Annotated in this window: 25 protein-coding genes and 1 tRNA gene; 17 read left to right on the top strand and 9 right to left on the bottom strand. The window is 69.9% G+C overall.

Annotated elements, in window-relative coordinates; genetic code table 11:
• Positions 1 to 5 precede the first annotated feature (5 nt).
• On the bottom strand, positions 6 to 689 hold the full coding sequence (locus ABS78_RS17965; protein WP_293382537.1) for a response regulator transcription factor: 684 nt from the start codon (positions 687 to 689) through the stop codon (positions 6 to 8).
• A 67-nt stretch (positions 690 to 756) separates the two neighbouring features.
• Here ABS78_RS17965 and ABS78_RS17960 point away from each other — a divergent pair, with 67 nt between their 5' ends.
• Positions 757 to 1,281, top strand: a complete 525-nt coding sequence (locus ABS78_RS17960) for a L,D-transpeptidase family protein (RefSeq protein WP_293382534.1) — start codon at positions 757 to 759, stop codon at positions 1,279 to 1,281.
• Here ABS78_RS17960 and ABS78_RS17955 read toward each other — a convergent pair.
• The gene (locus ABS78_RS17955) at positions 1,278 to 2,360 is read right to left on the bottom strand and encodes a citrate synthase/methylcitrate synthase (protein ID WP_293382531.1); all 1,083 of its coding nucleotides are present in this window, start codon (positions 2,358 to 2,360) and stop codon (positions 1,278 to 1,280) included. The two genes, ABS78_RS17960 and ABS78_RS17955, sit on opposite strands and share 4 nt — an antisense overlap.
• Positions 2,361 to 2,441: 81 nt before the next feature.
• Between ABS78_RS17955 and ABS78_RS17950 the strand changes: the two genes are divergently transcribed.
• Together ABS78_RS17950 and ABS78_RS17945 are read left to right on the top strand one after the other, a co-directional pair.
• Positions 2,442 to 3,605, top strand: coding sequence for a citrate synthase (locus ABS78_RS17950; protein WP_293382528.1), 1,164 nt, complete (start codon positions 2,442 to 2,444; stop codon positions 3,603 to 3,605).
• Between the two features lie 81 nt (positions 3,606 to 3,686).
• Positions 3,687 to 4,487 carry an undecaprenyl-diphosphate phosphatase gene (locus ABS78_RS17945; protein WP_293382525.1) on the top strand — a complete coding sequence of 267 codons (801 nt, stop codon included), beginning with the start codon at positions 3,687 to 3,689 and terminating at the stop codon, positions 4,485 to 4,487.
• A 54-nt stretch (positions 4,488 to 4,541) separates the two neighbouring features.
• Here ABS78_RS17945 and ABS78_RS17940 read toward each other — a convergent pair whose 3' ends face one another.
• Positions 4,542 to 6,047, bottom strand: coding sequence for a hypothetical protein (locus ABS78_RS17940; RefSeq protein WP_293382522.1), 1,506 nt, complete (start codon positions 6,045 to 6,047; stop codon positions 4,542 to 4,544).
• 176 nt (positions 6,048 to 6,223) lie between these two features.
• Here ABS78_RS17940 and ABS78_RS17935 point away from each other — a divergent pair, with 176 nt between their 5' ends.
• Both ABS78_RS17935 and ABS78_RS17930 read left to right on the top strand, forming a co-directional pair.
• The gene (locus tag ABS78_RS17935) at positions 6,224 to 6,760 is read left to right on the top strand and encodes a DUF1254 domain-containing protein (RefSeq protein WP_293382519.1); all 537 of its coding nucleotides are present in this window, start codon (positions 6,224 to 6,226) and stop codon (positions 6,758 to 6,760) included.
• Entirely contained in the window at positions 6,757 to 7,365 is a 609-nt protein-coding gene (locus tag ABS78_RS17930) for a DUF1214 domain-containing protein (RefSeq protein WP_293382516.1), read from the top strand. Before ABS78_RS17935 ends, ABS78_RS17930 begins: the two co-directional genes overlap by 4 nt.
• Before the next feature lie 17 nt (positions 7,366 to 7,382).
• Here ABS78_RS17930 and ABS78_RS17925 read toward each other — a convergent pair whose 3' ends face one another.
• Entirely contained in the window at positions 7,383 to 8,360 is a 978-nt protein-coding gene (locus tag ABS78_RS17925; RefSeq protein WP_293382513.1) for a complex I NDUFA9 subunit family protein, read from the bottom strand.
• Positions 8,361 to 8,511: 151 nt separating this feature from the next.
• Here ABS78_RS17925 and ABS78_RS17920 point away from each other — a divergent pair.
• The 6 genes from ABS78_RS17920 (at position 8,512) to ABS78_RS17895 (ending at position 13,049) form a co-directional block, all read left to right on the top strand.
• Positions 8,512 to 8,598, top strand: a tRNA-Leu gene (locus ABS78_RS17920).
• A 58-nt stretch (positions 8,599 to 8,656) separates the two neighbouring features.
• On the top strand, positions 8,657 to 9,274 hold the full coding sequence (locus ABS78_RS17915) for a ribonuclease D (protein ID WP_293382510.1): 618 nt from the start codon (positions 8,657 to 8,659) through the stop codon (positions 9,272 to 9,274).
• 9 nt (positions 9,275 to 9,283) lie between these two features.
• Positions 9,284 to 9,922, top strand: coding sequence for an LPS export ABC transporter periplasmic protein LptC (lptC, locus tag ABS78_RS17910; protein WP_293382507.1), 639 nt, complete (start codon positions 9,284 to 9,286; stop codon positions 9,920 to 9,922).
• A gap of 59 nt (positions 9,923 to 9,981) precedes the next feature.
• Positions 9,982 to 10,566 (top strand): LptA/OstA family protein, encoded by a 585-nt coding sequence (locus tag ABS78_RS17905; RefSeq protein ID WP_293382504.1) that lies wholly within the window; start codon positions 9,982 to 9,984, stop codon positions 10,564 to 10,566.
• 32 nt (positions 10,567 to 10,598) lie between these two features.
• Positions 10,599 to 11,324, top strand: a complete 726-nt coding sequence (gene lptB / locus ABS78_RS17900; protein ID WP_293382608.1) for an LPS export ABC transporter ATP-binding protein — start codon at positions 10,599 to 10,601, stop codon at positions 11,322 to 11,324.
• A gap of 309 nt (positions 11,325 to 11,633) precedes the next feature.
• Positions 11,634 to 13,049 (top strand): MFS transporter, encoded by a 1,416-nt coding sequence (locus tag ABS78_RS17895; RefSeq protein WP_293382605.1) that lies wholly within the window; start codon positions 11,634 to 11,636, stop codon positions 13,047 to 13,049.
• Positions 13,050 to 13,074: 25 nt separating this feature from the next.
• Here the strand turns inward: ABS78_RS17895 and ABS78_RS17890 are convergent, their stop codons facing one another.
• Together ABS78_RS17890 and ABS78_RS17885 are read right to left on the bottom strand one after the other, a co-directional pair.
• Positions 13,075 to 14,925 carry a M3 family oligoendopeptidase gene (locus tag ABS78_RS17890; RefSeq protein WP_293382501.1) on the bottom strand — a complete coding sequence of 617 codons (1,851 nt, stop codon included), beginning with the start codon at positions 14,923 to 14,925 and terminating at the stop codon, positions 13,075 to 13,077.
• Between the two features lie 120 nt (positions 14,926 to 15,045).
• Positions 15,046 to 15,783, bottom strand: coding sequence for a YafY family protein (locus ABS78_RS17885; RefSeq protein WP_293382498.1), 738 nt, complete (start codon positions 15,781 to 15,783; stop codon positions 15,046 to 15,048).
• A gap of 190 nt (positions 15,784 to 15,973) precedes the next feature.
• Between ABS78_RS17885 and rpoN the strand changes: the two genes are divergently transcribed.
• The 4 genes from rpoN (at position 15,974) to ptsN (ending at position 19,392) form a co-directional block, all read left to right on the top strand.
• On the top strand, positions 15,974 to 17,470 hold the full coding sequence (rpoN, locus tag ABS78_RS17880) for an RNA polymerase factor sigma-54 (protein WP_293382495.1): 1,497 nt from the start codon (positions 15,974 to 15,976) through the stop codon (positions 17,468 to 17,470).
• An 85-nt stretch (positions 17,471 to 17,555) separates the two neighbouring features.
• The gene (locus ABS78_RS17875; RefSeq protein ID WP_293382492.1) at positions 17,556 to 18,197 is read left to right on the top strand and encodes an exopolysaccharide biosynthesis protein; all 642 of its coding nucleotides are present in this window, start codon (positions 17,556 to 17,558) and stop codon (positions 18,195 to 18,197) included.
• 31 nt (positions 18,198 to 18,228) lie between these two features.
• The gene (gene raiA / locus ABS78_RS17870) at positions 18,229 to 18,858 is read left to right on the top strand and encodes a ribosome-associated translation inhibitor RaiA (RefSeq protein ID WP_293382489.1); all 630 of its coding nucleotides are present in this window, start codon (positions 18,229 to 18,231) and stop codon (positions 18,856 to 18,858) included.
• A 69-nt stretch (positions 18,859 to 18,927) separates the two neighbouring features.
• Entirely contained in the window at positions 18,928 to 19,392 is a 465-nt protein-coding gene (ptsN, locus tag ABS78_RS17865) for a PTS IIA-like nitrogen regulatory protein PtsN (RefSeq protein WP_293382486.1), read from the top strand.
• A 38-nt stretch (positions 19,393 to 19,430) separates the two neighbouring features.
• On the opposite strand, the gene ABS78_RS17860 is transcribed toward ptsN, so the two are convergent.
• From ABS78_RS17860 to ABS78_RS17850, 3 genes are all read right to left on the bottom strand, one after another.
• Complete coding sequence (locus ABS78_RS17860) at positions 19,431 to 19,685, bottom strand: DUF1150 domain-containing protein (protein ID WP_293382602.1); 255 nt, start codon at positions 19,683 to 19,685, stop codon at positions 19,431 to 19,433.
• Between the two features lie 112 nt (positions 19,686 to 19,797).
• Entirely contained in the window at positions 19,798 to 20,220 is a 423-nt protein-coding gene (locus ABS78_RS17855; protein WP_293382483.1) for an Hsp20 family protein, read from the bottom strand.
• A gap of 167 nt (positions 20,221 to 20,387) precedes the next feature.
• Positions 20,388 to 20,951 carry a hypothetical protein gene (locus tag ABS78_RS17850; protein ID WP_293382480.1) on the bottom strand — a complete coding sequence of 188 codons (564 nt, stop codon included), beginning with the start codon at positions 20,949 to 20,951 and terminating at the stop codon, positions 20,388 to 20,390.
• 135 nt (positions 20,952 to 21,086) lie between these two features.
• Between ABS78_RS17850 and ABS78_RS17845 the strand changes: the two genes are divergently transcribed.
• Positions 21,087 to 22,388: a hemolysin family protein gene (locus ABS78_RS17845; protein ID WP_293382477.1), complete on the top strand. Its 1,302-nt coding sequence runs from the start codon at positions 21,087 to 21,089 to the stop codon at positions 22,386 to 22,388.
• A 20-nt stretch (positions 22,389 to 22,408) separates the two neighbouring features.
• Positions 22,409 to 22,726 (top strand): DNA-binding protein, encoded by a 318-nt coding sequence (locus tag ABS78_RS17840; RefSeq protein WP_293382474.1) that lies wholly within the window; start codon positions 22,409 to 22,411, stop codon positions 22,724 to 22,726.
• The last annotated feature ends 22 nt before the right edge of the window (positions 22,727 to 22,748 follow it).

Genomic DNA, 22,748 nt, shown 5'->3' with positions numbered 1-22,748 from the left:
GGCGTTCAGGGCGCCAGGCGGTAGCCGCCCTGCTCGGTCAGCAGCAGGCGTGCATTGGCCGGATCGGGTTCGATCTTCTGGCGCAGGCGGTAGACGTGGGTCTCCAGGGTGTGGGTGGTGACGCCGGCGTTGTAGCCCCACACCTCGGCCAGAAGCTCCTCGCGCGAGACCGCCTTCTCGCCGGCCCGGTAGAGGTACTTCAGGATGTTCGTCTCCTTCTCGGTGAGACGGATCTTCCGGCCACGTTCGTCCATCAGCATCTTGGCCGCGGGGCGAAACTCGTAGGCGCCCAGGCGGAAGATGGCGCCCTCGGAATGCTCGTAGTCGCGGAGCTGGGCGCGGATTCGCGCCAGCAGGACGGCGAACTTGTAGGGCTTGGTCACATAGTCGCTGGCGCCCGAGTCCAGGCCGCGGACGGTGTCCTCGTCGGTGGACGCCGCGGTCAGCATGATCACTGGCGCCTGAACCCCGTCCTCGCGCATGCGCTTGCAGGCGTCGCGGCCGTCCATGTCGGGGAGGTCCACGTCCAGAAGGATCAGGTCGGGCTTGGTTTCGCGCGCGGCGCGGACGCCATCGCCGGCTGTCGGGGCCTCGAGCGTCTCGAAACCCTCGGCCTGCAACTGCTCTGCGATCGCCCCGCGAAGGTCCTGGTCGTCGTCGACGATGAGGAGAGTCTTGCGTTGAGCCATGCGGGGCAACAAACACCATGAAGACGTGATGCGGCAAGGGAATCGCCCAGATGCGGCGAAGGTTCCGATGAACTTCGTGGCCACGGCGGACGGTTGGCTGGACATCGACGGCCGCTTGGCGCGCTGTGCGCTGGGGCCGGCGGGCGTGGTTCCTGCGGCGGCCAAGCGCGAGGGCGACGGGGCGTCGCCGGCCGGAGTCTGGCCGATCCGCGAGGTGTGGTACCGGCCCGACCGGGGTCCGCCGCCGGCCACCGAGATCCGGGTCCACGCGATGGCCGAGGACGACGGCTGGTGCGACGACCCGGCCGACCCGGCCTACAATCGCCATGTGAAGCTGCCCTATCCGGCCAGCGCCGAGCGCCTGTGGCGCGAGGACGGGGTCTACGATATCGTCGTCGTCCTGGGGCACAACGACGACCCGCCGGTTCCGGGGATGGGCTCGGCCATCTTCCTCCACATCGCGCGCCCGGGATATCCGCCCACCGAAGGCTGCGTGGCGGTCGCCCGCCCCGACCTGGAGGACCTCCTGGAAAAGGCCCAGTCCGGCGAGGCGGTCGAGATCCGGCCCGACGTCCGCCCCGAAGTCCGCTAAGCCGCCTGACGGGGCAGGGGGCCGACGTAGACGCTGGCCGGACGGATCAGGCGACCGCCCGCGAGCTGCTCCCGCGCGTGGGCCAGCCACCCGGCGACGCGGCCCATGGCGAAGACGCAGGTGAAGGCCGGGGGCGGGAAGTCCAGCGCCTCGAGCAGCAGCGCCGTGTAGAACTCGACGTTGGTCTGCAGCGACCGCTCCGGCTTGTGCTCGCGCAGGATCTGCAACGCGGCCGCTTCCACCGCCTCGGCGAACTCCAGGCGGCCCTGGCGGGCGTCGAGCCAGCGCACGGCGGTCTTGAGCGCATCGGCGCGGGGATCGCGGACCTTGTAGATGCGATGGCCGAAACCCATCAGCCGGTCGCCGCGCGCCAGCGCCGCCTCGATCCAGGCGCGGGCGTTCGAAGGCTCGCCGATCTCGTCCAGCATCTCGATGATCGGCCCCGGCGCGCCGCCGTGCAGCGGCCCCTTCAGCGCGCTGATCCCGGCCAGCACCGCCGAGGTGAGGCCGGCCCGCGTCGAGGCCACCACCCGCGCGGCGAAGGTCGAGGCGTTCAGGCCGTGGTCGGCCACCGTGACGAGGTAGGTGTCCAGCGCATCGGCCTCGGCCGGGCTGGCCGGCGCGCCCCGCAGCATCCGTAGGGTGTCGGCGGCGTGGCGCAGCGCGGGGTCGGGCGCCACGGGCGCCAGGCCGGCCTGTCCCCGCACCACCGCGGCGGTGAAGACGGCCGGCGCGGCGATCAGGCGGAAGGCCGTGGCGGCGTCGTCGCCGTCGGCCAGTCGTGCGGTCAGCGCCCGCATCGCCTCGACCGGCGTCCGGTCGAGAAGGCCGGTGTCCAGCGCCGCCACCTCGGCGAACACCTCGGCCCGCGCCTGGCCCAGGGCCGCCGGAATGTCGGCGGGCAGGTCGGCGTAGAAGCCGTCGAACAGCAGGCCGATCATCTGCTCGAACGTGGTGCGCCCGGCCAGTTCGTCCAGCGAGCGACCCCGCACGATCAGGCGTCCGGCCGCGCCGTCCACCTCGCTCAGAACGGTCGCGGCGGCGACGACGCCTTCCAGGCCGTCGGAAGCTGCGGTCATGGCGATCTCCTTCTCTCTTGTACGCCGGAGAGAATGCGCCCAAGCTCTGTGGGTCAATCTTGATCAATATAATCAATATAAATGTCGTCTCCTGATTGGATCGCCGCCGAAGACGCCCGCGACCGCCTGGGCGTCCGCCCGCAGACGCTCTACGCCTATGTCAGCCGCGGCCGGGTGGCCGTGCGCCCCGATCCGCAGGACCCGCGCCGGAGCCTGTATCGCGCCGCCGACATCGACGCGCTGGCGGAACGGAAGTCGCGCAGCCGCAAGCTGTCGGACGTGGCCGCCGGCGCCATCGCCTGGGGCGAGCCGGTGCTGGCCTCCGAGATCACCACCGTCCAGGGCGGACGGCTCTATTACCGCGGCCGCGACGCCATCCGCCTGGCCGAGACCGAGACCCTGGAGGCGGTGGCGCGACTGCTGCGGGGCGGCCACGGCGCGGCGCTGAAACGCACCGAACGGCCCGCGCCGCCCGTCGCCGGCGACATGGCGACCCGCGCCTACCTGGCTCTGGCCAAGCGCGCGGCCGCCGACCCGCCGGCCGTGGGCCGAGCGCCCCTGGCGCTGGCGGTCGAGGCGGCCACCTTGATGGACGTCCTGGCCGACGCGGTGGCGGGCGAGGTGATGGGCGGGGCGATCCACAACCGGCTGGCGTTGGCCTGGGGGCAGGGGCCGGGCGGCGCGGGCGCCGACCTGATCCGGCGCATCCTGGTGCTGGTGGCCGACCACGAGCTGAACGCCTCGGCCTTCGCCGCCCGCGTGGCGGCGTCCACGGGCGCATCCCTGTCGGCCGCGGCGCTGGCGGGCCTCTCGACCCTGTCCGGGCCGCGACATGGGGGCGCCACCAACGCCGTGCGCCGCTTCGCCGCCGAGGCGGCCGAGGCGGGGCCTCGCGCCGCCGTCGCCGCGCGTCTGCAGGACGAGCGCGCCTTGCCGGGCTTCGGCCACAACCTCTATCCCGACGGCGATCCGCGTGCGGCGGCCCTGCTCGACCGTTTCGCGCCGCCGCCCGGCCTCGCCCGGCTGGCCGAGACGACGCGCGCCGTCGCGGGCCTGGCCCCAAACGTCGACTTCGCCCTGGTGGCCGCCTGCGAGCACCTGGGCCTGCCCAGCGACGCGCCGTTCGCCCTCTTCGCGGTCGCCCGCTGCGCCGGCTGGATCGCGCACGCCATCGAGCAGGGCCAGAGCGCCGGGCTCATCCGCCCCCGCGCCCGCTACGTCGGACCCGAGCCCGAGCGCGCCTGAACCCGCCTTGTAGTGAACGGCTTCTTCACGTTAGTGCGCGCCTCTCGTCCCCCTGCATTCGTCGAACTGGAGCGCGCGGTCGTGCCGGACTGGGTCAACGCCATCATCCTGGGGATCGTCGAGGGGCTGACCGAGTTCATCCCGGTCTCGTCCACTGGCCACCTGCTGCTGCTGGGCCACTTCCTGGGCTTCGAATCCACGGGCCATACCTTCGAGGTGATGATCCAGCTCGGGGCGGTCCTGGCGGTGATCTCGGTCTATTTCGCCAGGCTCTGGAACGTGGCGACCCATCTCCACGACGACCCGGCCGCCCGACGGTTCGTGGCCTCGATCCTGATCGCCTTCCTGCCCGCGGCCTTCATCGGGGTCCTGGCGCACGACTTCATCAAGGGCGTGCTGTTCGAGACCCCGGTGCTGATCTGCGTCAGCCTGATCGTCGGCGGGTTCGCGCTCCTGGCGGTCGACCGCATCAAGAAGCCGCCCGAGCATACCGACGCGGCGGCGTTCCCGCTGAAGACCTCGCTGGCCATCGGCTTCTTCCAGTGTCTGGCCATGATCCCGGGCGTGTCGCGCTCGGGCGCCACCGTCGCCGGGGCGCTGCTGCTGCGCTGCGAGAAGCGGGCCGCGGCCGAGTTCTCGTTCTTCCTCGCCATGCCCACCATGGCGGGCGCCTTCACCGTCGATCTGGTCAAGAACTACGAGAACATGAGCTGGGACGACGCCGGAATCATCGCCCTGGGCTTCGTGTGCGCCCTGGTGGCCGCGGTCTTCACGGTCCGGCGCGTGCTGGATTTCGTGGCCCGCCACGGCTTCACGCCCTTCGCCATCTGGCGGATCGTGGTGGGCGTCCTGGGCCTGATCGGCCTGACGATGCTGGGCTGACGGCCGATTCTGGGCTGACGGCGCGGGCGCGCGGGCGCCCGCGCCGCGCTCGGCTCAGAGCAAGAAGTCGCCCGACGTCATCGAGGCTGTCGTGGTCAGGATGAACCGGATGGTCATCTCGGGATCGAGGTCGGCATCGGTGTTCAGATGCAGCAGCACGTCGGCGCCGTCCGCCTCCACCCGCGCCTGGCCCGGACCGGTGAACGCGCCGGTCCCCCGCCAGGTGAAGGCCTGGTTCCCTGCCGTGGTCACGTCGGCGTCGATGGCCGAAAGGTCGACCTGGTCGTCCCCGGCGTCGTCGAAGTCGAGGATCACGTCGATCCCACCGCCCGAGGGGCTTTCGCTGGTGGACGTGTAGACGAAGACGTCGTTGGCCTTGCCGCCCGAGAGCGTGTCGGCCCCGTCGCCGCCGGTCAGCCTGTCCCGCCCCGGCCCGCCGCTCAGCACATCGTCGCCGTCTCCGCCCGACAGGGTGTCCCGATCCTCTCCCCCATACAGTTCGTCGTTCCCGCCGCCGCCGCTGAGAACATCCTGGCCTGCGCGACCGAAGCGGATCTCGTCGCCCGAGCCGCCGCTGAAGGAATCGGCGCCTGTCGTGAGGATCTGGGCCGCCTGTACTTCGACCGCCTGGAGAGCGGTCAGGCCGCTGCCGACGCCGTCGACATAGTAGTCCAGGAAGGCGTTCGATGCGGCGACCGACTCCGCAAAGTGCGCGGCCGCGTCAGGCGAGCCGGTGGGCGGCGCCGTCGCGCCCGGGTCCTTGATGGTGGCGTGCGTGGCTCCGCGGACCAGCACGGAGTGCGTATCCGAAGCGGTCCCGGCGAACAGCGGTTCGAGCCGGTCGCCCACGTCGTCGAACGTGTCCACTACATCGAGGCTGCCCGTGACCCGGAGCCACGGGATGGCGATGTCGGCGAAGGCGGCGCCGTCGGAAAAGATATCGGTCGTCGTCGGGCCGCCGCCGCTGAACGTCATGAGGGCGACGAAGCGGGGATCATCCCAGTTCGTGTAGGTCGTCGTGGAGAACAGGCCGGTCGAATAGGTCGGATTGCCCCCGCCTGCGATCGTCGCAGTGTTGGACCCGCGGCTGTGGCCGGCGACCACCGGCTCGGAAATGTCGAACTGATAGCTGCCGCCGCCGATGACGAAGACGCCGCCACCGCCGCCCTGCGCCGTGGGCGCGTAGGCCGTCGCGATGTCCAGGGCGATGCGGAGGTCGTCTACGCGGAACTTCATGATCTCGGCGTCGTCCGGCAGGCCCGGCGTGTTCATGAGCGTCGCGACATCCGTCTGCGTGTAGTTCCCCTGCCCGGAGTCGGCATGATAGGGCGCGATCACGATATAGCCGCGCGCGGTCCATTCGGCGGCGAAGTCCTCGGGCGCCCCGCCGTTGCCGCCGTTGCCGTGACTGAAGACGATCACCTTGTACGTGCCGGGCGTGTCGGGTGCGTAAACGTCGAACTTGTAGTCTTCGAGCACGCCGGTGCGGCTGGCCCCGTGGGTGAACTGGTCGGCGTCCCAGCTGTTGTCCGTCGCGCCGTCATAGGTCTGCGAGATCATGGGCTTTCCTCCATCGCGCCGGCGGTTCGCCGTGCGCGACGTAAAACTTACCGACCGATCGGTAATTGAGTCCATAGGTTGTGTTTCGAGTGAGCGCACGCTGCGTCTGCCCAGGCCGGTTGACGACCAACCGGCCGGTCGGTAATCGTATCGCCGGCCGGGCTTTGGCGGGGAACATGCGGACAGTCGTCGTCTTTCTGGCCACCGCCGTGGTGGTGGGGCTGCTGGTCCACGCAGGGCTTCTGTGGGCGGCGCCGCGGTGGGCCACCGACCGCCAGATCGAGGCCGGTCTCGCCCGCGGCGCCGTCTGGAACCGGCTCCAGCACAGCCCGCCGCCCCGCGCCGGGACCACCAGCGTTCCCCTTGCCAACCCGGACAGCCTCACGAGCCGGGCCTATCTGGACCTGTCGAAAGGGCCTCTGGTGCTGGAAGGGCCCCTGCCGAAGGCCTGCGTCTACTGGTCGGCCTCGCTCTTCGCCCACGACACCCGGACCGTCTTCATCGCGTCGGACCGGGACTATCCCGAGGGTCATGTCCGGATAGGCTTCCGACACGCCGGACAGTCGCCCGTTTCGGACGCCCAGGACGTTCCGTCGCCGTCGCGCGTCGCCGTGCTGCTGATCCGCTGTTTCATGCGCGACCGCACCGACGCCGCCTATGTTGAGGCGCTGGATCCCGCGCGACGCGCCCTGGTCCTGGAGCCGGCGGCATGAGGTCGCGGACCCTCATCGCCATCGCCGCCGGGACCATCCTGGGGGCAGGGGCCGGCTTCGGCGCCTTCTGGCTTACGGTCGGCCCCCTGTTTCCCGGCGAGCGGGAGATCGGGGGCTGGACCACCGTGGCCGACATCGGCGGGGCGCGGCAGGATCCCTACGCCCGCGCCCGGGTGGCCCTTTTCGGGATCTGGGGCCTGCCCCCGTCCGAGGCGATCTACTACACCGCCCGCAGCGACGCCGAAGGGCGGCCGCTGACTGGCGACTGCGTCTATTCGGTCGAGGGACGGGATCCGCCGGGCCGCTGGTGGAGCCTGACGGCCTATCGCGGCGGCTTCTACATCGCCAATCCGAACGACAGGTACTCGTGGTCGTCGACGGACATCGGGCGGGAGCCGGACGGCGGCTGGACCATGACCTTGTCCGCCCAAGGTCGGGAGGGTCCCAATCCCCTGGCCTTGGGGCCGGGGCCGGGAAGGATCGCCCTGTCGTTCCGCATCTATCAACCCGCACCGACGGTGGTGCGGGACCGCACGCTGGGGGTTCCGCCCGTCGTGCGCCGCCTGGCTTGCGGCACGGTCGCCCCGACTGATCGCCCCGACTGATCGGGCCGACGGATCTGTCAGGCCCGGCCGGCCTCGAGTTCGCGAGCGTCCTGGTCGGCGTACTGGCCGCCCTTGCGATAGCGATAGAGGTAGGTCGGCAGAACCGCCTCCAGGGTGGTGGGCGCGACGCCCAGGTCCGCAAGGCCCGGATGGCGGCCGCTCGCCACATTGTCGGCCTTCAGGCTCTCGACCTGATCGGCCGTGAGCGGCGGGGGGACGATCCCGGCCACCAGATCGCCGGCCTTGCCGATCAGGCTGGCCGCCGGCCACGGCACGGGGACCAGCAGGCGACGCTGGCCCGTCTCGGCCAGCATCATCTCCATCAGCGCCTTGAAGCTGAAGACCCCGGGGCCGCCCAGTTCGTAGGTCCGGCCCTCGGCGTCGGAATCGGCGACCATGCGCGCCAGGGCCCGGCCGACGTCGCCCACGAACACCGGCTGGAACTTCGTCTCGCCGCCGCCGATCAGAGGTAGCGCCGGACTGAACTGGGCCAGGGTGGCGAAACGTTCGAAGAAGCCGTCGCCGGGGCCGAACACGATCGAGGGCCGCGCCACCACCAAGCCGGGAAAGATCTCGCGCGCCGCCGCCTCGCCCTCGGCCTTGGTGCGGGCGTACTTCGAAGGCGACTCGGGATCGGCGCCCAGGGCCGAGACCTGGACCAGTCGCGTCGCGCCCGCCGCGCGTGCGGCCTCGGCGACGTTGCGGGCGCCCATGACGTGGACCGCCTGGAAGCCCTGCCGGCCCCGCTCGTAAAGCAGGCCGACGAGGTTCACGGCCGCCGTCGCGCCCTCCAGCGCGCGCAGGAGCGACGGCCGGTCGCGCAGGTTGGCCTGGACGATGTCCACCTGGCCCACGTCGCCCAGCAGCCGCATGCGGTAGGCCAGGTTCGGGTTGCGCACCGCCACGCGGATACGCCAGCCGGCCTTGGCCAGGAAGCGGACGGCCTGGGTCCCCACGAAGCCGGAGCCGCCGAAGACGGTGACGAGGTTCTGCATGGCGGCGCGGCCGGTCCCTGAAGCCTGGAAAGCCCGCCGATTAAACGATGCGGCCGCCTATCGCAATGTGACGCGCCGGTCCGTTGCGCAGGGGCCGTTGACCGCAACCGGGCGGCGCCATATGTAGCCGCCTCCCGATCCGACGGACGGGGCCCAGGTGGCGGAATTGGTAGACGCGCTGGCTTCAGGTGCCAGTGGCTTAACGGCCGTGAAGGTTCGAGTCCTTTCCTGGGCACCACCCCTACGATAAACGGGGGTTCCCCCTAAGGGGTTGTCGTGTCGGAGCTGCTGGCGAAGTGACCATCCACGTCCACGAAGGCGATCTTCCGGCCGAGGCCCTGGCCGGCGCGACGGCGGTGGCCGTCGATTCCGAAACCATGGGGCTGCGTCTGGGACGTGATCCCCTGTGCGTCGTGCAGCTCTCGGCCGGCGACGGCGACGCCCATGTGGTCAGGCTGGATCGCGCCACCTACGACGCGCCGAACCTGAAGCGCCTGCTCACCGACCCCGCGGTGACCAAGATCTTCCATTTCGGGCGCTTTGATATCGCCATGTTCCGGCTGCATCTGGGCGTGGTGACCGCGCCCGTCTACTGCACCAAGATCGCCTCGAAGCTGGCCCGCACCTACACCGACCGCCACGGCCTGAAGGACGTCACGCGCGAACTGATCGGCGTGGACATCTCCAAGGCCCAGCAGAGTTCCGACTGGGGCGCGCCCAAGCTGTCCGACGACCAGGTGGCCTACGCCGCCTCGGACGTCCTGCACCTTCACGCCCTCCGCGACCGCCTGGACGCCATGCTCGCCCGCGAGGGTCGCGACCACCTGGCCCGCGCCTGTTTCGAATTCCTCCCGCATCGCGCCCTGCTGGACGTGGCCGGCTGGGAGGATGCCGATGTCTTCGCGCATACCTAGATAAGCGCCATGACCGCGACCGACGCCGTCCTCTCCGACTCCTCGCTGCCCGAGCACCGCCGGGCCGATTTCGAGCGCTGGCGGCGCCGTTCGCGCCTGATCCGCACGTTGCGCGTCGTGCTGCCGGCGGTGATCGCCCTCATCCTGGCCGGCCTGATCGGCAGCGTGGCGTGGTCCACCTTCAGCGCCCAGCCCAAGGCGTCGGGCGCCGGCGACGAACCGATCCGACTCCTGAACCCGCGCTTCATGGGCCGCGACGACAAGGGCCGCGCCTTCCGGCTGACCGCCGACACCGCCACGCGGGATCCCTCAGACTACCAGCGCGTGATCCTCCAGAAGCCGGCGCTGGTGCTGGACGAGAACGGCCCCGACGAGATGCGCATCAACGGCGCCTCGGGCGTCTTCCACGAGCAGACGGGAAAGCTGGAGCTCACCAACGGCGTTCGCATGGCCGACACCAAGAACGCGTTCGCCACGGCCGCCTCCATGTTCGACACCAAGACCGGCGAGGTCGTCGGTTCAGGCCCCATTCAGGGGGCTGGGGGTCTTGGAGAAATCAGCGCAGAGTCCTATGGCGTCTACGGCAAGGGTGAGCGCATGGTCTTCAAGGGCGGCGTCCGCACGCGCCTCGAACCCAACAAGAAGTAGCGCACCGCGTTTTCCGGCCACATCGAGCAGGTCAAGGGTCGAACAGGTCAAGGACGGACATGAAGTTTCTCGTCACCTCCGCGGCGGTCGCCCCGGCCTTCGCACTGGCCTTCGGCGCCCTCACGCTCGGCGCCCTGGTCCCCGGCGCGGCCGTGGCGCAGGGCCTGGGCCCCAACTCCGACGGCCCGGTCGATATCACCGCCGACGAACTCGAGGTCCAGAACAAGGCCTGTGTCTCGGTGTGGCGCGGCAAGGCCGAGGCGCTCCAGGGCCAGGCGCGGCTGCGGGCCGACGTGCTGCGCGCGATCTTCGAGACCCGGGCGGGCGCCACCAGCGCCACGGGGACGGGCGCCTGCGGCGATCTCGTCCGCATGGAAGCCGAGGGCAACGTCTACTACGTGACCTCCAAGGACCAGCGCGTGCGCGGGGACAACGGGACCTACGACGCGCGCAACGACACCGTCACCCTGACCGGCGACGTGGTGGCGGTGCAGGGGCAGAACGTGCTGCGCGGCAGTCGGATGGTGTTCAACACCAACACCGGCGAGGGCCGGATGGTCGGAACCGCCACCGGCGCGAACGCCAAGTCGCGCCCGCGCGGCGTGTTCTATCCGTCCAAGAAATCCGAAAGCGCCGCCCGGTGAACGCGCCGCAGCGGATTCGCCCGCAGGCCGCGATCCCGAGCGAGGGTCTGGTCGTCGACAACATCGGCAAGTCGTTCCGTGGCCGGCCGGTGGTGAAAGGCGTTTCGCTGCGGCTCGCCCGCGGCGAGGTGGCGGGCCTGCTGGGGCCCAACGGCGCGGGCAAGACCACCTGCTTCTACATGATCACCGGCCTGATCCCGGCCGACTACGGCGCCATCTACCTGGACGGCGAGAACATCACCGCCCAGCCGATGTACCAGCGCGCCCGCATGGGCGTGGGCTACCTGCCCCAGGAGACGTCGATCTTCCGGGGCATGAGCGTCTGGGAGAACGTGATGGCGGTGGTCGAGCTGCGCCAGAACGACGCCCGCAAGGCGCGCGAGACGGTCGCCCAGCTGCTGGAGGAGCTGCATATCGAGCACCTCAAGAACTCGCCGGCGGTTTCGCTGTCGGGCGGTGAGCGGCGGCGGGTCGAGATCGCGCGGGCCCTGGCGTCGGAGCCCAGCTTCATGCTGCTGGACGAGCCTTTTGCGGGGATCGACCCCCTGGCCATCGCCGACATCCGCGAGGTGATCGGCTACCTGAAGCAGCGCGGCATCGGCATCCTGATCACCGACCACAACGTCCGCGAGACGTTGGACATCATCGATCGCGCCTCGATCATCCACGCCGGCGAAGTCCTGTTCGAGGGCAGCCCCGACGAGATCGTCGACGACCCCGAAGTCCGGCGCGTCTACCTGGGCGACCGCTTCAACTGACGGCGGGCGCCGACGGAGCCGATCGACGGGGACCGCTGTCCGCCAAATCGAATTTTGCCCACCGCCAAAAATTTGCGCTGTGGGCCGTCCGTTCCTCCACCCCTAGCCTGCGGGCAACGAGAAGGGGGAGGAACTGGAGCCGATGGCCATCGCAGAGCCGGCCGCGTCTTGTCTGGACGCCGCCCCCATCCGCGTCTCCGAGAATCTCGTCGAACGGCTTGGCCGGCGGGTGTCGCCGGGCCGATGACCAGCACGTCCTCCGTGGGTTCCTCGCCTCTGGGGCCACGTCCCCGGCTGGGTTGGGGCGTGATGATCGCCTACGGGCTGGGGGCGGTCTCCAACTCGACGAAGACCCGCGGCCTCGCGACCTTCCTGATGATCTTCTACAATCAGGTGATGGGCCTGCCCGCCGCCTGGGTGGGTCTCGGGACCGCGCTGGCGCTCATATTCGACGCCCTGGTCGATCCCGTGGTGGGCCAGCTTTCGGACAATACGCGCAGTCGCCTGGGCCGCCGCCACCCCTACATGTACGCCGCCGCGGCGCCGGTCGCGATCCTGTTCTTCCTGATCTGGAACCCACCGACCGGCCTCGAGCCGCTGGCCCTGTTCGGCTACATGATGGCCTGCCTGCTCTCGATCCGGCTGTTCGACACCTTCTTCGAGCTGCCGTCCTCGGCGCTGATCCCGGAACTGGTCGAGGACTACGACCGCCGCACGGTCCTGATCTCGATCCGGACGCTGTGCAGCGTGGTGGGCGGCCTGCTGATGATGGTCTTCGCCTACCAGGTGGCCCTGCGCGAAATGCCCGACGGAAGCGGCGGCGTACTGGCGAAGGACGGCTACTTCTCGTACGCCATGGCCGGCGCGACGGTGATCTTCACGACCATCCTGATCTCATCGGCCGCCACGCATCGCTTCATCCCGTGGTTGCGCCAGGCGCCGCCCGACCGTCGCAGCGGGCGCGAGCATCTGGGCGACATCTTCTCGACGCTGCGCAACCGCGCCTTCTTCACCATCGTGGGCTCCGGAAGCCTGGTGTTCCTGGTCTCGGGCGTCACCGGCGGGCTGACGCTGTACATCACCCTCTTCTTCTGGGAGCTCACGCAGGCGCAGATCGCCACCATCGTGACCTTCAACGCCGTGGGCGGCCTGATCGGCGCGTCGCTGGCCTCGCCGATCTCGCGGGCGATCGGCAAGAAGGAAGCCGCGGTCCTCGGCTACATCCTGGGCGCGGTCGCCGAGCTGACGCCCTACTTCGCCCGCCTGGCCGGCGTGATGCCGGAGAACGGCGACCCGCGGGTGTTCTACATCGTGGCGTCGGGCGCCTTCGTCACCATGACGTCGTGGGCCATGACCGGCGTGTTCCTGACCGCCCTGATCGCCGACGTGGTGGAGGACAACGCCGTGCGGATCGGACGTCGCACCGAGGGCCTGCTGTTCGCCGCCGACAGCCTGTTCAAGAAGATCGGGTCGTCGGGTGGTCCGGCGATCGCGGGGTTGATCCTGTCGGCCTCGGCGTTTCCCATCGGCGCGAAGCCGGGCGAGGTCGATCCGCAGGTCCTGCGGGACCTGATGATGATCTACATCCCGACCCTGATCGCCATCTACACGGTCTCGATCAGCCTGATGGCCGCCTACAACATCGACCGCCGCAAGCACGAGGACAACGTGCGGTGCCTTCGGGAGGCCGAGGCCGCCGGCGGCGGCGAGGGTCCGCCGTCGTGACGAGGCGCGGCCGGCGCCGCACCCGCTATCCGATCAGTTTCTCCATCTCGTCCAGGGTGCTCGAGAAGCGGGCCAGCAGGGCGCGGTAGGGTTCGGGGGTGGTCATGTCGACCCCCGCGCGTTTCAGCACGTCCACCGGATAGTCCGAGCCGCCGGCCTTCAGCGCGCCCAGATAGGCGTCGCGCGCGGCCGTTCCGCCTTTCAGGATGCGCTCCACGAAGGCTGCGCCGGCCGTCACCGAGGTGGCGTACTGGTAGACGTAGAAATCGTAGTCGAAGAAGTGGCCGGGCAGGGCCCATTCCAGGCCATAGACCTCCTCGATGGCCACCTTCGGCCCGTGGTAGCGCCGTAGCAGGTCGAGATAGAGGGCCGACAGCCGCCGACCCGACAGCGCCTCGCCCTTCTCGGCGGTCTCGTGGATGGCCAGCTCGAATTCGGCGAACATGGTCTGCCGGTAGAACGTGGCCCGCATCAGTTCGCAGACGCGATCCAGGTAGAACAGCCGCGCCTCCCGCGTCTTCGCGCCCCGCAGCATGTGCTCCACCAGCAGCAGTTCGTTGACCGTGGAGGCCACCTCGGCGGTGAAGGTGGGATAGCTGGCGAGTTCGTAGGGCTGGGCCTTCTGCGCCAGCAGAGTGTGCATGGCGTGGCCCCATTCGTGGGCGTAGGTCGACAGGCCCTCGTAGTTGTCGGTGTGGTTCAGCAGCATGAAGGGGTGCACGTCGTAGGCCGCCCCGAACACATAGGCCCCGGCGCGCTTGCCCTTCTGCGGGTAGACGTGGACCCACGGCTGGGTCGTCGCCTTGGCGAAGGCGTCGCCGTACTCACGGCCCAACGGCTTCATGGCCTCCAGCGACAGACGCCGGCTGGCGGCCAGATCGAACTTCGTGTCCAGCTTGGTGACCGCCGGATAGATGTCCCAGTAGCCCATGTCGGCCAGTCCCAGCAGCCGGCGGCGCACCTCGAAGTAGCGGTGCAGGATGGGCAGGCCGCGGTTCGCCTCGGCGACCAGGGTGCGGTAGACATCCTGGGGGATGTTGGGCCGGTCCACCGCCGCCGCCAGCGAACTGTCGTATTTCCGCGCCCGCGCGCCGAAGATGTCGCCCTGGACCTTGGCGGTCAGCGCCGCGCCCAGGCTGGATTCGAAACCCTTGAACGCCGTGTAGAAGGTGTCGAACACCTTTTTCCGGTCGGCGCGGTCCGGGGCGGTGCGCGCCACCATGTAGCCCTGGAGGTCCAGCCGGACGTCCTCGCCGCCGACCTCGATCGTGGGCCAGGGGATATCCGAGGCCACGAGTTGGCCGCGGATGGCGCCCGGCCCGCTCAGGGGGTTCGAAGCCCCGGCCAGCAGCGCCTCGCCCTGTTCGTCCAGGGTGTGCGGGGCCAGCCGCAGGGTGTCCATGAGGCCGAAGCGGAACTTGGCCAGGCCTGGCTCGGCGGCCAGGAAGCCCTCGATGCGCGTCCGCCCCATGCCCAGCACTTCGGGATTCACCCACGCCGTCGCCTCGCCGGCCTTGGCCAGCAGGGACTGGGCCGTCTGCCGCCGCTCCTGATCGACGGCCACCTGGAGGTCCTCGTCGCCCTTCAGGGTGGCGTAGACGAAGAGACGCTCCAGCCGCTTGTTCACATCCGAGATCGCCTGGAGGATCGTGCGCAGACCCTGGGCGCTCTCGCTGAGCCGCCCCTTGAACGCCGCCAGCTTCGGCAACTCGGCCTCGACGGCGGCGCGCTCGGCGTCCCAGGCGGCCGGCGTGGGGTACAGCGGGGTCAGGTCCCAGACGGCGGGCAGGGCGGGTTCCGCGGCGGCGGCGGCGGTGGGCGCGAGGGCGGCGGCGCCCGCCAGCAGGAACGCCTCGCGGCGATTCAGTCCGGTCATTCGGTGTAACTCCCAGCGTATGCCGTTACGCTTAGGCGCAGCCGCGGCCGCCAACAAATTACCGAACGGTCACGAGACCGCCAGATCGGCGAACGGTGCGCCGTCCGCGACGGGCGGAGGTTATGCGCCCTGGACCTTCCGGGCTTCCTGGGCCTTCCGGGCTTCCATCGCGGCCCAGTGTTCCTGCTGGCGTCGGCGCCAGCGGGCGCGGAGCGACGCCGGGCGGTCGGGGTAGCGTTCGTCCGGGAACTGGGCGGTGGAGACGCGGTCGGTCCGGAAGCTCCGGAAATCCTGGCGCAGCTCGCACCACGCCACCACCAGGCGGGTGGTCTCGTAGTATCCGATGGCGAAGGGCCAGACCGTCCGTTGCGTCTCGCGCTCATGCTCGTCGCGATAGGTCAGCGTCAGCTTGCGGCCCCCGCGGATCGCCTGGCGCACCGACGCCATGTCGATGTTGTCGGGCGCGGTCTTCCAGCTCGGCGCGGCGCGCGTGGCCGGCTCCACCACCAGCGGGCGCAGATTCTCCGGGATCACGGCGCCGATCTTGGCGATCAGGTCCTCGGCCGCGCGACGCAGGGCCGGATCGCCGCGGGCGGCCACCATCTGGGCGCCCAGAACCGCGGCCTCCACTTCTTCGGGCGTCAGCATGAGCGGCGGCAGGTCGAAACCGTCCTCCAGGATATAGCCCACGCCCGCCTCGCCGCGGATCGGCGCCCGCTGACCGATCAGGTCCGCGATGTCGCGGTAGACGGTGCGCTTGGAGGTCTCCAGTTCCGCGGCGATGGCGTCCGCGGTGATCGGCCCGCGATTGCGCCGGAGGATCTGGATGATCTGGAACAGGCGGTCGGCGCGACGCATGGATTTCTGTCGCCACTCTGCTGACAAACCGAGCGCCAGGGGGCCTCGTGAGGCCGGCGCTGTCAATGGTCTCGTCCAGGCGAAATCCGCCGTCGGGCCGGAAAACGCCCGCCGTTAACCTGTCGGTTGGGATCGCCGCCTAGCTTGAAGCAAGAAACAGGCCAGGAAATCAGGTCAAGGGGGCGGTTCGTTGGCGCTCAGCGCACGACTCGAGGTTCGGCAGGGGCAGGGGCTGGTCATCACCCCCCAGCTGCAGCAGGCGATCAAGCTGCTGCAGATGTCGAATCTCGAACTCGAAGCCTTCGTCGAGGGTGAACTGGAGCGCAATCCCCTGCTCCAGCGCGACGAGGGTGAGCCCGAGGCGCCCGAGGCGACGGCCGACGCCGCCCGCGACGAGCACGCCGCCGACGCCGAGGCCCGCGCCGACCTCGACACGCAATATGACGAGGTTTCGCCGGGCGAACGGGCCACTGGCGACGCTCCCGATGTGGCCGAGGCCGGGCCAGCCGACGCCGGCGGCCAGGTGGACTGGTCCCGCGCCGGCTCGGGCGGCAGCTTCGATGGTGACGGCGAGGGCTTCGAGCAGCGGCTGACCCGCGAGGCCACCCTGGCCGAGCACCTGACCGATCAGGTCGCCGCTTCGGGTCTGGCGCCGGCCGACGCCGCCATCGCCCACGTCCTGATCGACGCGGTGGACGAGGCGGGCTACCTGCGCGCCGAGGTGGCCGAGATCGCCCAGCGGCTCGGATGTTCCGAAACCCGGGTCGAGGCGGCGCTGGCCGTGGTCCAGGGCTTCGACCCCGTGGGGGTCGCCGCGCGCGACCTGCGCGAATGCCTGATGATCCAGCTCAAGGATCAGAACCGCTACGATCCGGCCATCGGCGCCCTGCTCGACAACCTGCCGCTGCTCGCGAAACGCGACCTGGTGGCGCTGAAGAAGATCTGCGGCGTCGACGACGAGGATCTCCGCGAGATGATCGCCGAGATTCGCGGGCTGTCGCCCCGGCCCGGCGCGGCCTTTGGGGGCGACGCGGCCACGCCGGTCCAGCCGGACGTTCTGGTCCGCGAGGGCCCGGGCGGGCTCTGGCACGTGGAGCTGAATTCCGACACCCTGCCGCGGCTGCTGGTGGACCAGCGCTACCATGCGCGCGTGTCGGCCCAGGCGCGCAGCGACCAGGAGAAGACCTTCGTCTCGGACTGCATGGCCCAGGCCAACTGGCTGACGAAGAGCCTCGACCAGCGAGCCCGGACCATCCTGAAGGTCAGCTCCGAGATCGTCCGGCAGCAGGACGCCTTCCTGGCGTTCGGCGTCGAGCACCTGCGGCCGTTGAACCTCAAGACCGTCGCCGAGGCCATCGGAATGCATGAGTCCACGGTCAGCCGCGTCACCTCGAGCAAGTACATCTCCACCCCGCGCGGCCTGTTCGAGATGAAGTTCTTCTTCACCTCGGCCATCGCCTCCAGCGAGGGCGGCGAGGCGCACTCCGCCGAGGCCGTCCGGCACAAGATAAAGCAGCTCATCGACACCGAAGCCCGCGAGGAGGACGTCCATTCGGACGACCGCATCGTCGAGATCCTCAAGGCGGGGGGGGTCGACATCGCCCGGCGCACGGTAGCCAAATACCGCGAAGCCCTGCGCATCCCGTCCTCGGTGGAGCGCCGGCGGATGCTCAAGGAACCGGCCTGAAGGTCTGTCCCGAGGGAACCCTCGCGCCCGGAAATCGCGTTACGTCACTTGGCGGGGACAATCCGGGCCGCCAGATGAGAACGTGATGTCCGAGTCCGCCCAGACCGCCGAAACCTCGTCCGACGAGGCGCCGTTGTCGGCGGTGCTGCTCGACATCGCCAACCACGGCGAGCCGGACATCTCGATCGGCGAACTGACCGAGAAGTTCGGTGGCCGCGCGATCGGGGCGCTGCTGTTCATCTTCGGCCTGGCCTGCATGCTGCCCCTGCCGCCGGGGGCTTCGACGATCTTCGGGCTTCCGCTGGTGCTGCTGGCGCCCCAGCTGGTCATCGGCGCCTCGGCGCCCTGGCTGCCCGAACGCGTGACGTCGCGCCGGTTGTCCACCGCCGACCTGCGGGCGGCGCTGCCCCGTGTCGTGCCGTGGCTGCGTCGGCTGGAGGCGGTCTCCAGACCGCGGCTCACCTTCCTGTTCGGATCTTTGGGCGAGCGGCTGATCGGCCTGGTCTGCCTGGTGCTGGCGATCGTCCTGATCCTGCCCATCCCGGGCGGGAACTTCCTGCCGGCGATGGCGGTGTCGGCGCTGTCGTTCGCGCTGATCCAGCGGGACGGCGCGATCGCGCTGGCCGGCTATCTCGTGGCGGTGGCCAGCGCCGGCGTTCTCGTGCTGGCGGCTCACATTATCGTCAGCTTGGTCCTGCACCTCTGGCAGGCGTTCGCACCGGCTTGACACCATCCGCCGGGTGGCGCGTTCTTAGCTCATGCAAGTCCAAGTCACCGGCAAGCATGTCGATGTCGGAGAGGCTCTGCGTTCGCGAGTCGCCGACGAACTCTCCACCAGCATTGCGAAGTATTTCGACCGTGGCGGCGGCGCCGACGTGGTCGTGAGCCGAGAGGGGGGCGCCTTCAAGGTGGATTGCGCCGTCACCCTCGCCTCGGGGCAACAGCTCACGACCCAGGGTCTGGGGGCCGACGCCCATCAGGCCTTCGACGCGGCGCTGGACAAGATGTCGAAGCGCATTCGCCGCTACAAGAACCGGCTCAAGGATCACCACCCCCAGGCCATGGCGCGCCAGGCCGAGACGGCCGCCTATTTCGTCATCGCCGCGCCCGAGGGGGATGACGAGGACGACGACGCCCCGGCCTCCGGGAACGGCGCCGAGCCCATGATCATCGCGGAAACCGAGCGCCCGGTGCGCTCGATGACGGTTTCTATGGCGGTCATGGAGCTCGACCTGACCGCAGCTCAAACAATCGTGTTTCGAAACGCCGCGCATGGGGGACTTTCGGTGGTATATCGCCGCCCCGACGGGAATATCGGCTGGATCGACCCGGAACGGACCCGGAGCCGGAACGGCGGCGACGGGGCGTCTTCCGGTCCGGCCCACTAGTTGCAGCGGCGTCCGCCGTGTCCGCCCTCACCGGCGGACGCGAGCGGATCGAGGTAGTGCTTCGAGACCATGAACATCGGCGAACTGCTGGATCGCGGTGCGATCTCACTGCGCGTGCGCGCAGCCAACAAAAAGAAGGCGCTGGCGGTGATCGCCGAGATCGCCGCGCGGAATTTCGGCCTGGAGACTGGCGAGGTGCTCGACGCCCTCCTGGAGCGTGAGGCCGCGGGTTCGACCGGCGTCGGCCATGGCGTGGCCGTGCCCCATGCGCGCCTTGACGGCCTGGAGCGGATGCGCGGCGTCTTCGTGCGCCTGGAACAACCGGTGGAGTTCGAGTCCGTCGACGACCAGCCGGTCGATCTGCTCTTCGTTCTTCTCGCACCCAAAAACGCAGGCGCGGACCATTTGCGCGCCCTTGCCCGGGTGTCGCGCGTCATGCGCCAGGGCGATCTGCGCGAGCAATTGCGCAAAGCTCGCACGGCCGACGCGGTTCACGTCCTTCTGGTTCAGGACGCCGCGCGGCCGGCGGCTTAGATTCCCGGGCTCCTCACCGTCGGAGGGGATGGCCGGATTCAGTGCACCGAGACCGGCGCCAACTCATGCGCGAGGGCGGCGGCTACGGCGGAATCCCTGTCCGTGAGCACGGCCAGGCGCTCGCCGTCGGCGCGGTGCACCGCGTAAAGCGTCTGCTCGGGGTCGAGTTCGAACGCCTGGATCTGCGCCGCGGGGGTGCTGGCGATGATCTCCGACGCCTTGATCGGGCGGACATAGACAAGATTGGGCGCGCCAAGTGCGGCGAACGCTTCCATCGAAAGAACAGGCGTCATCATGACCACCTCCGTACTCTTCAACGCTTGCGGGGGCCGCCGGTTCAGCCGGCCCTGCATCTGATGGACCCTGCGCAATGCAGCGGTCCGGCTCTTCCTGGTCCTGGCGAAACTAGCCCGCGGTGCGGATCGGTATGGTCTGCATCCGGGTCTCGGGTTTCGGCCGGGCCAGATCGATGTGGAGCAGCCCGTGCTCCAGGGTCGCTCCATCCACCACCATGCCGTCGGCAAGGACGAAACTGCGGAGGAAGCCGCGCGCCGCGATCCCGCGATGCAGATAGGCCTCTTCCGTCTTCGCGCCCCCGCCGTCGCGACGGCCCGCCACGGTGAGTTGCCGATCCTCTACGGTCACGCTGAGCTGATCGGGCGAAAACCCGGCCACGGCCAGGGTGATCCGCAGGGCGCCGTCGCCCCGATCTTCCACGTTGTAGGGCGGATAGCTCTCGGCGGCCGCCTTCGACGCCCGCTCGATCAGGTTCCGGGTGTGTTCGAAGCCCAACAGGAACGGACTGTCGAAGATCAGGCTGCGGTTCATTCCAAAGAGTCCTCGAAAGAAGCGACTCTCCGGTCGAACCGCCCGGTATCGGCTCGGTTCGCCCGGACAAACCCTATGTGGGGATTGCGACGAAGCGGATCAATGACGGCGCTGTCGGGGGCGCTGCCCGCTGTCCGGATCGGTCGGAAATCCGACCGCCGGTCGCGTCAGAAGTCGATGCGGCCCAGGACGCAGGCGGTGTCGTCGGCCACCACGCCGTAGGCCAGCAGCGGGCCGTGCGTCACCGGCGCATCGGCGTTCCACCCCGTATGCCCGTCCGTCACCTCGGCCAGGGCGACCGGGACGTCGGGCCGCTCGCCGCCGCCGGCGCCGGCGCCCACGATGCGCCCCTCCGCGTCGGTCAGGACCACGCGCTCGACCCGGGCCTTGCGCGCCGCGTCCCAGCCCCAGCCGTGGATCTGCACGCCGGCCGGATCGCCGGCGTAGGTCCGCTGGACGATGTCCGTGTTGCCCTTGCAGGCGCCGGTCTTGGGGAATGCGGCCTGCAGCGCCTGGCCCAGCAGGGGCTTCGCCCAGTCCGGCGTGGGGGGCGTGGGCGTGGGCGCGGCCGGCGGCCCGGCGGCGGCCGACGGGGGATTGCGGGGCTTGGGCTGGTCGCAACCGGTCACCGAGAGCGCGGCGGCCAGGATCAGCAGCCCGGCCGGAGCGGCCTGCGCGATGGGGCCTGCCAGGGCGTGTGAGGGATTCTCGTGCGACGGGGCGCCGGTCATATGCGCATTTTGGCCCCGCCTCACAGGCTGCGCAAGCCGGCCGACGGCGGGTGGCGCAGGGCGCCCTCGCGTCTTGCGGTCCCACCCGCTAGTCTGGGCGTCGGGGCGGCCTGCGCCTCGCCGAAACACGGGAAAATGCTCCTCTTCGCTTCCGCCGTCGTGCTCCTTCTGGTGCTGCTGAACGGCCTCTTCGCCATGTCCGAACTGGCCGTGGTGTCCTCCCGAAAAGCCAAACTTCAGGCCCGCGCCGAGCGCGGGGACAAGGGCGCCCGCGCCGCGCTGGCCCTGGCCGATGATCCCACCCGCTTCCTGTCCGCCGTCCAGGTCGGCATCACCCTCATCGGCATCCTGGCCGGCGCCTACGGTCAGGCCACCATCGCGGGCGAACTCGACGAGATGCTGGAGCGCTCGTGGCCGCTGCTCGCGCCCTATTCCGAGCAGATCGCCACCGGCCTGGTCGTGGTCATGCTCACCTACTTCTCGCTGATCCTGGGCGAACTGGTGCCCAAGCGGCTGGCCCTGATCCATTCCGAGGCCATCGCCGGCGTGGTGGCCGGACCGCTGACCGTCCTCGCACGGCTGATGGGGCCGTTCGTCACCCTCCTGACCTTCTCCACCGCCACGGTGCTGCGCCTGCTGCGCGTCCGCGACCGGGATGGCAGCGCCGTCACTCAGGAAGAGGTCGAGACCGTCCTGGCCGAGGGCACGGGCGCCGGCGTCATCGAGCCCCAGGAGCAGGCGATGATGCAGGAGGTGATGCGCCTGGGCGACAGACCCGTCCGCGTGGCCATGACCCCACGCACCGAGGTCTATTGGATATCGCTGGACGATCCCGAGGCGGTGATCCGCGAAGAAGTGCGCAAGTGCCCCTATTCGCGGTTCGTCCTGGCCAAGGGAACCGATTTCGACAGCCCGCTGGGCGTGGTCCACAAGCGCGACGTGGCCGACGCCCTCCTGGCCGGCGAGCCGCTTGACCTGGGTCGTCTCGCCAGCGACCCCATCTACATCCCCGAGACCACGTCGTTGCTGGGCGCCCTGGAGCAGATGAAGGCGTCGAAGCTGCACATGGCCTTCGTGGTCGACGAGTTCGGCGGCCTCGAGGGCGTCATCACGCCCACCGATCTTCTGGAAATGATCGCTGGGGACTTCCCGGAGGCGCACGACGATCCCGACGCGTCGATCATGCCCATCGAAGAGGGTGTCTGGCGCGTGGACGGCAAGGCCGACCTCGTGGAGCTGTCCGACGTGCTGGACGAGCCGTTCGAGCCCGGCGGCTTCCACACCGCGGCGGGTCTCATCCTGAACCACCTGGGCCGCTTCCCCCAGGAGGGCGAGGTGGTCCGTATCGGCCGTTACGCCGTCGAGATCGCAGAGGCGGACGAGCGCCGCATCGAGAAGATGATCTTCCGCCTCAAGGCCCCGCGCCAGGGCGAGTGACCGACAGGAGACGACGCTTCATGCCTGCCGCAGGCTCCCCCATCACCGGCCCACTCGCGCGCGCCGCCCGGGCCCTGGTCCAGTGGCCTCGCGACCATGTGGCCCGCCTGTCGGGCCTGGACGAGACGGCGATCGCCGATTTCGAGGCGGGTCGCGCGAGTCTGGACGCCGCCGCGGCGGGGCGCCTGCGCCTCGCGCTGGAAGAGGGCGGCGCCGTCCTGATCGACGAAGGGCCCGATGGCGGTGTGGGCGTGCGCCTCAAGTTCAACCGCAAGGACGCCCGCGCCATCGGCAAGTGGGAGAACGAGGGCGGCCCCGTCGGCGACGACGACGTCTGAGACCGCAGGATGCAGGCCGTTC

This window comes from Phenylobacterium sp. SCN 70-31, from assembly GCF_001724605.1.
Lineage (GTDB): Bacteria > Pseudomonadota > Alphaproteobacteria > Caulobacterales > Caulobacteraceae > Phenylobacterium.
The sequence above is the reverse complement of the archived record's forward strand: the minus strand, read 5'-3'. Positions and strand labels throughout refer to the sequence as shown.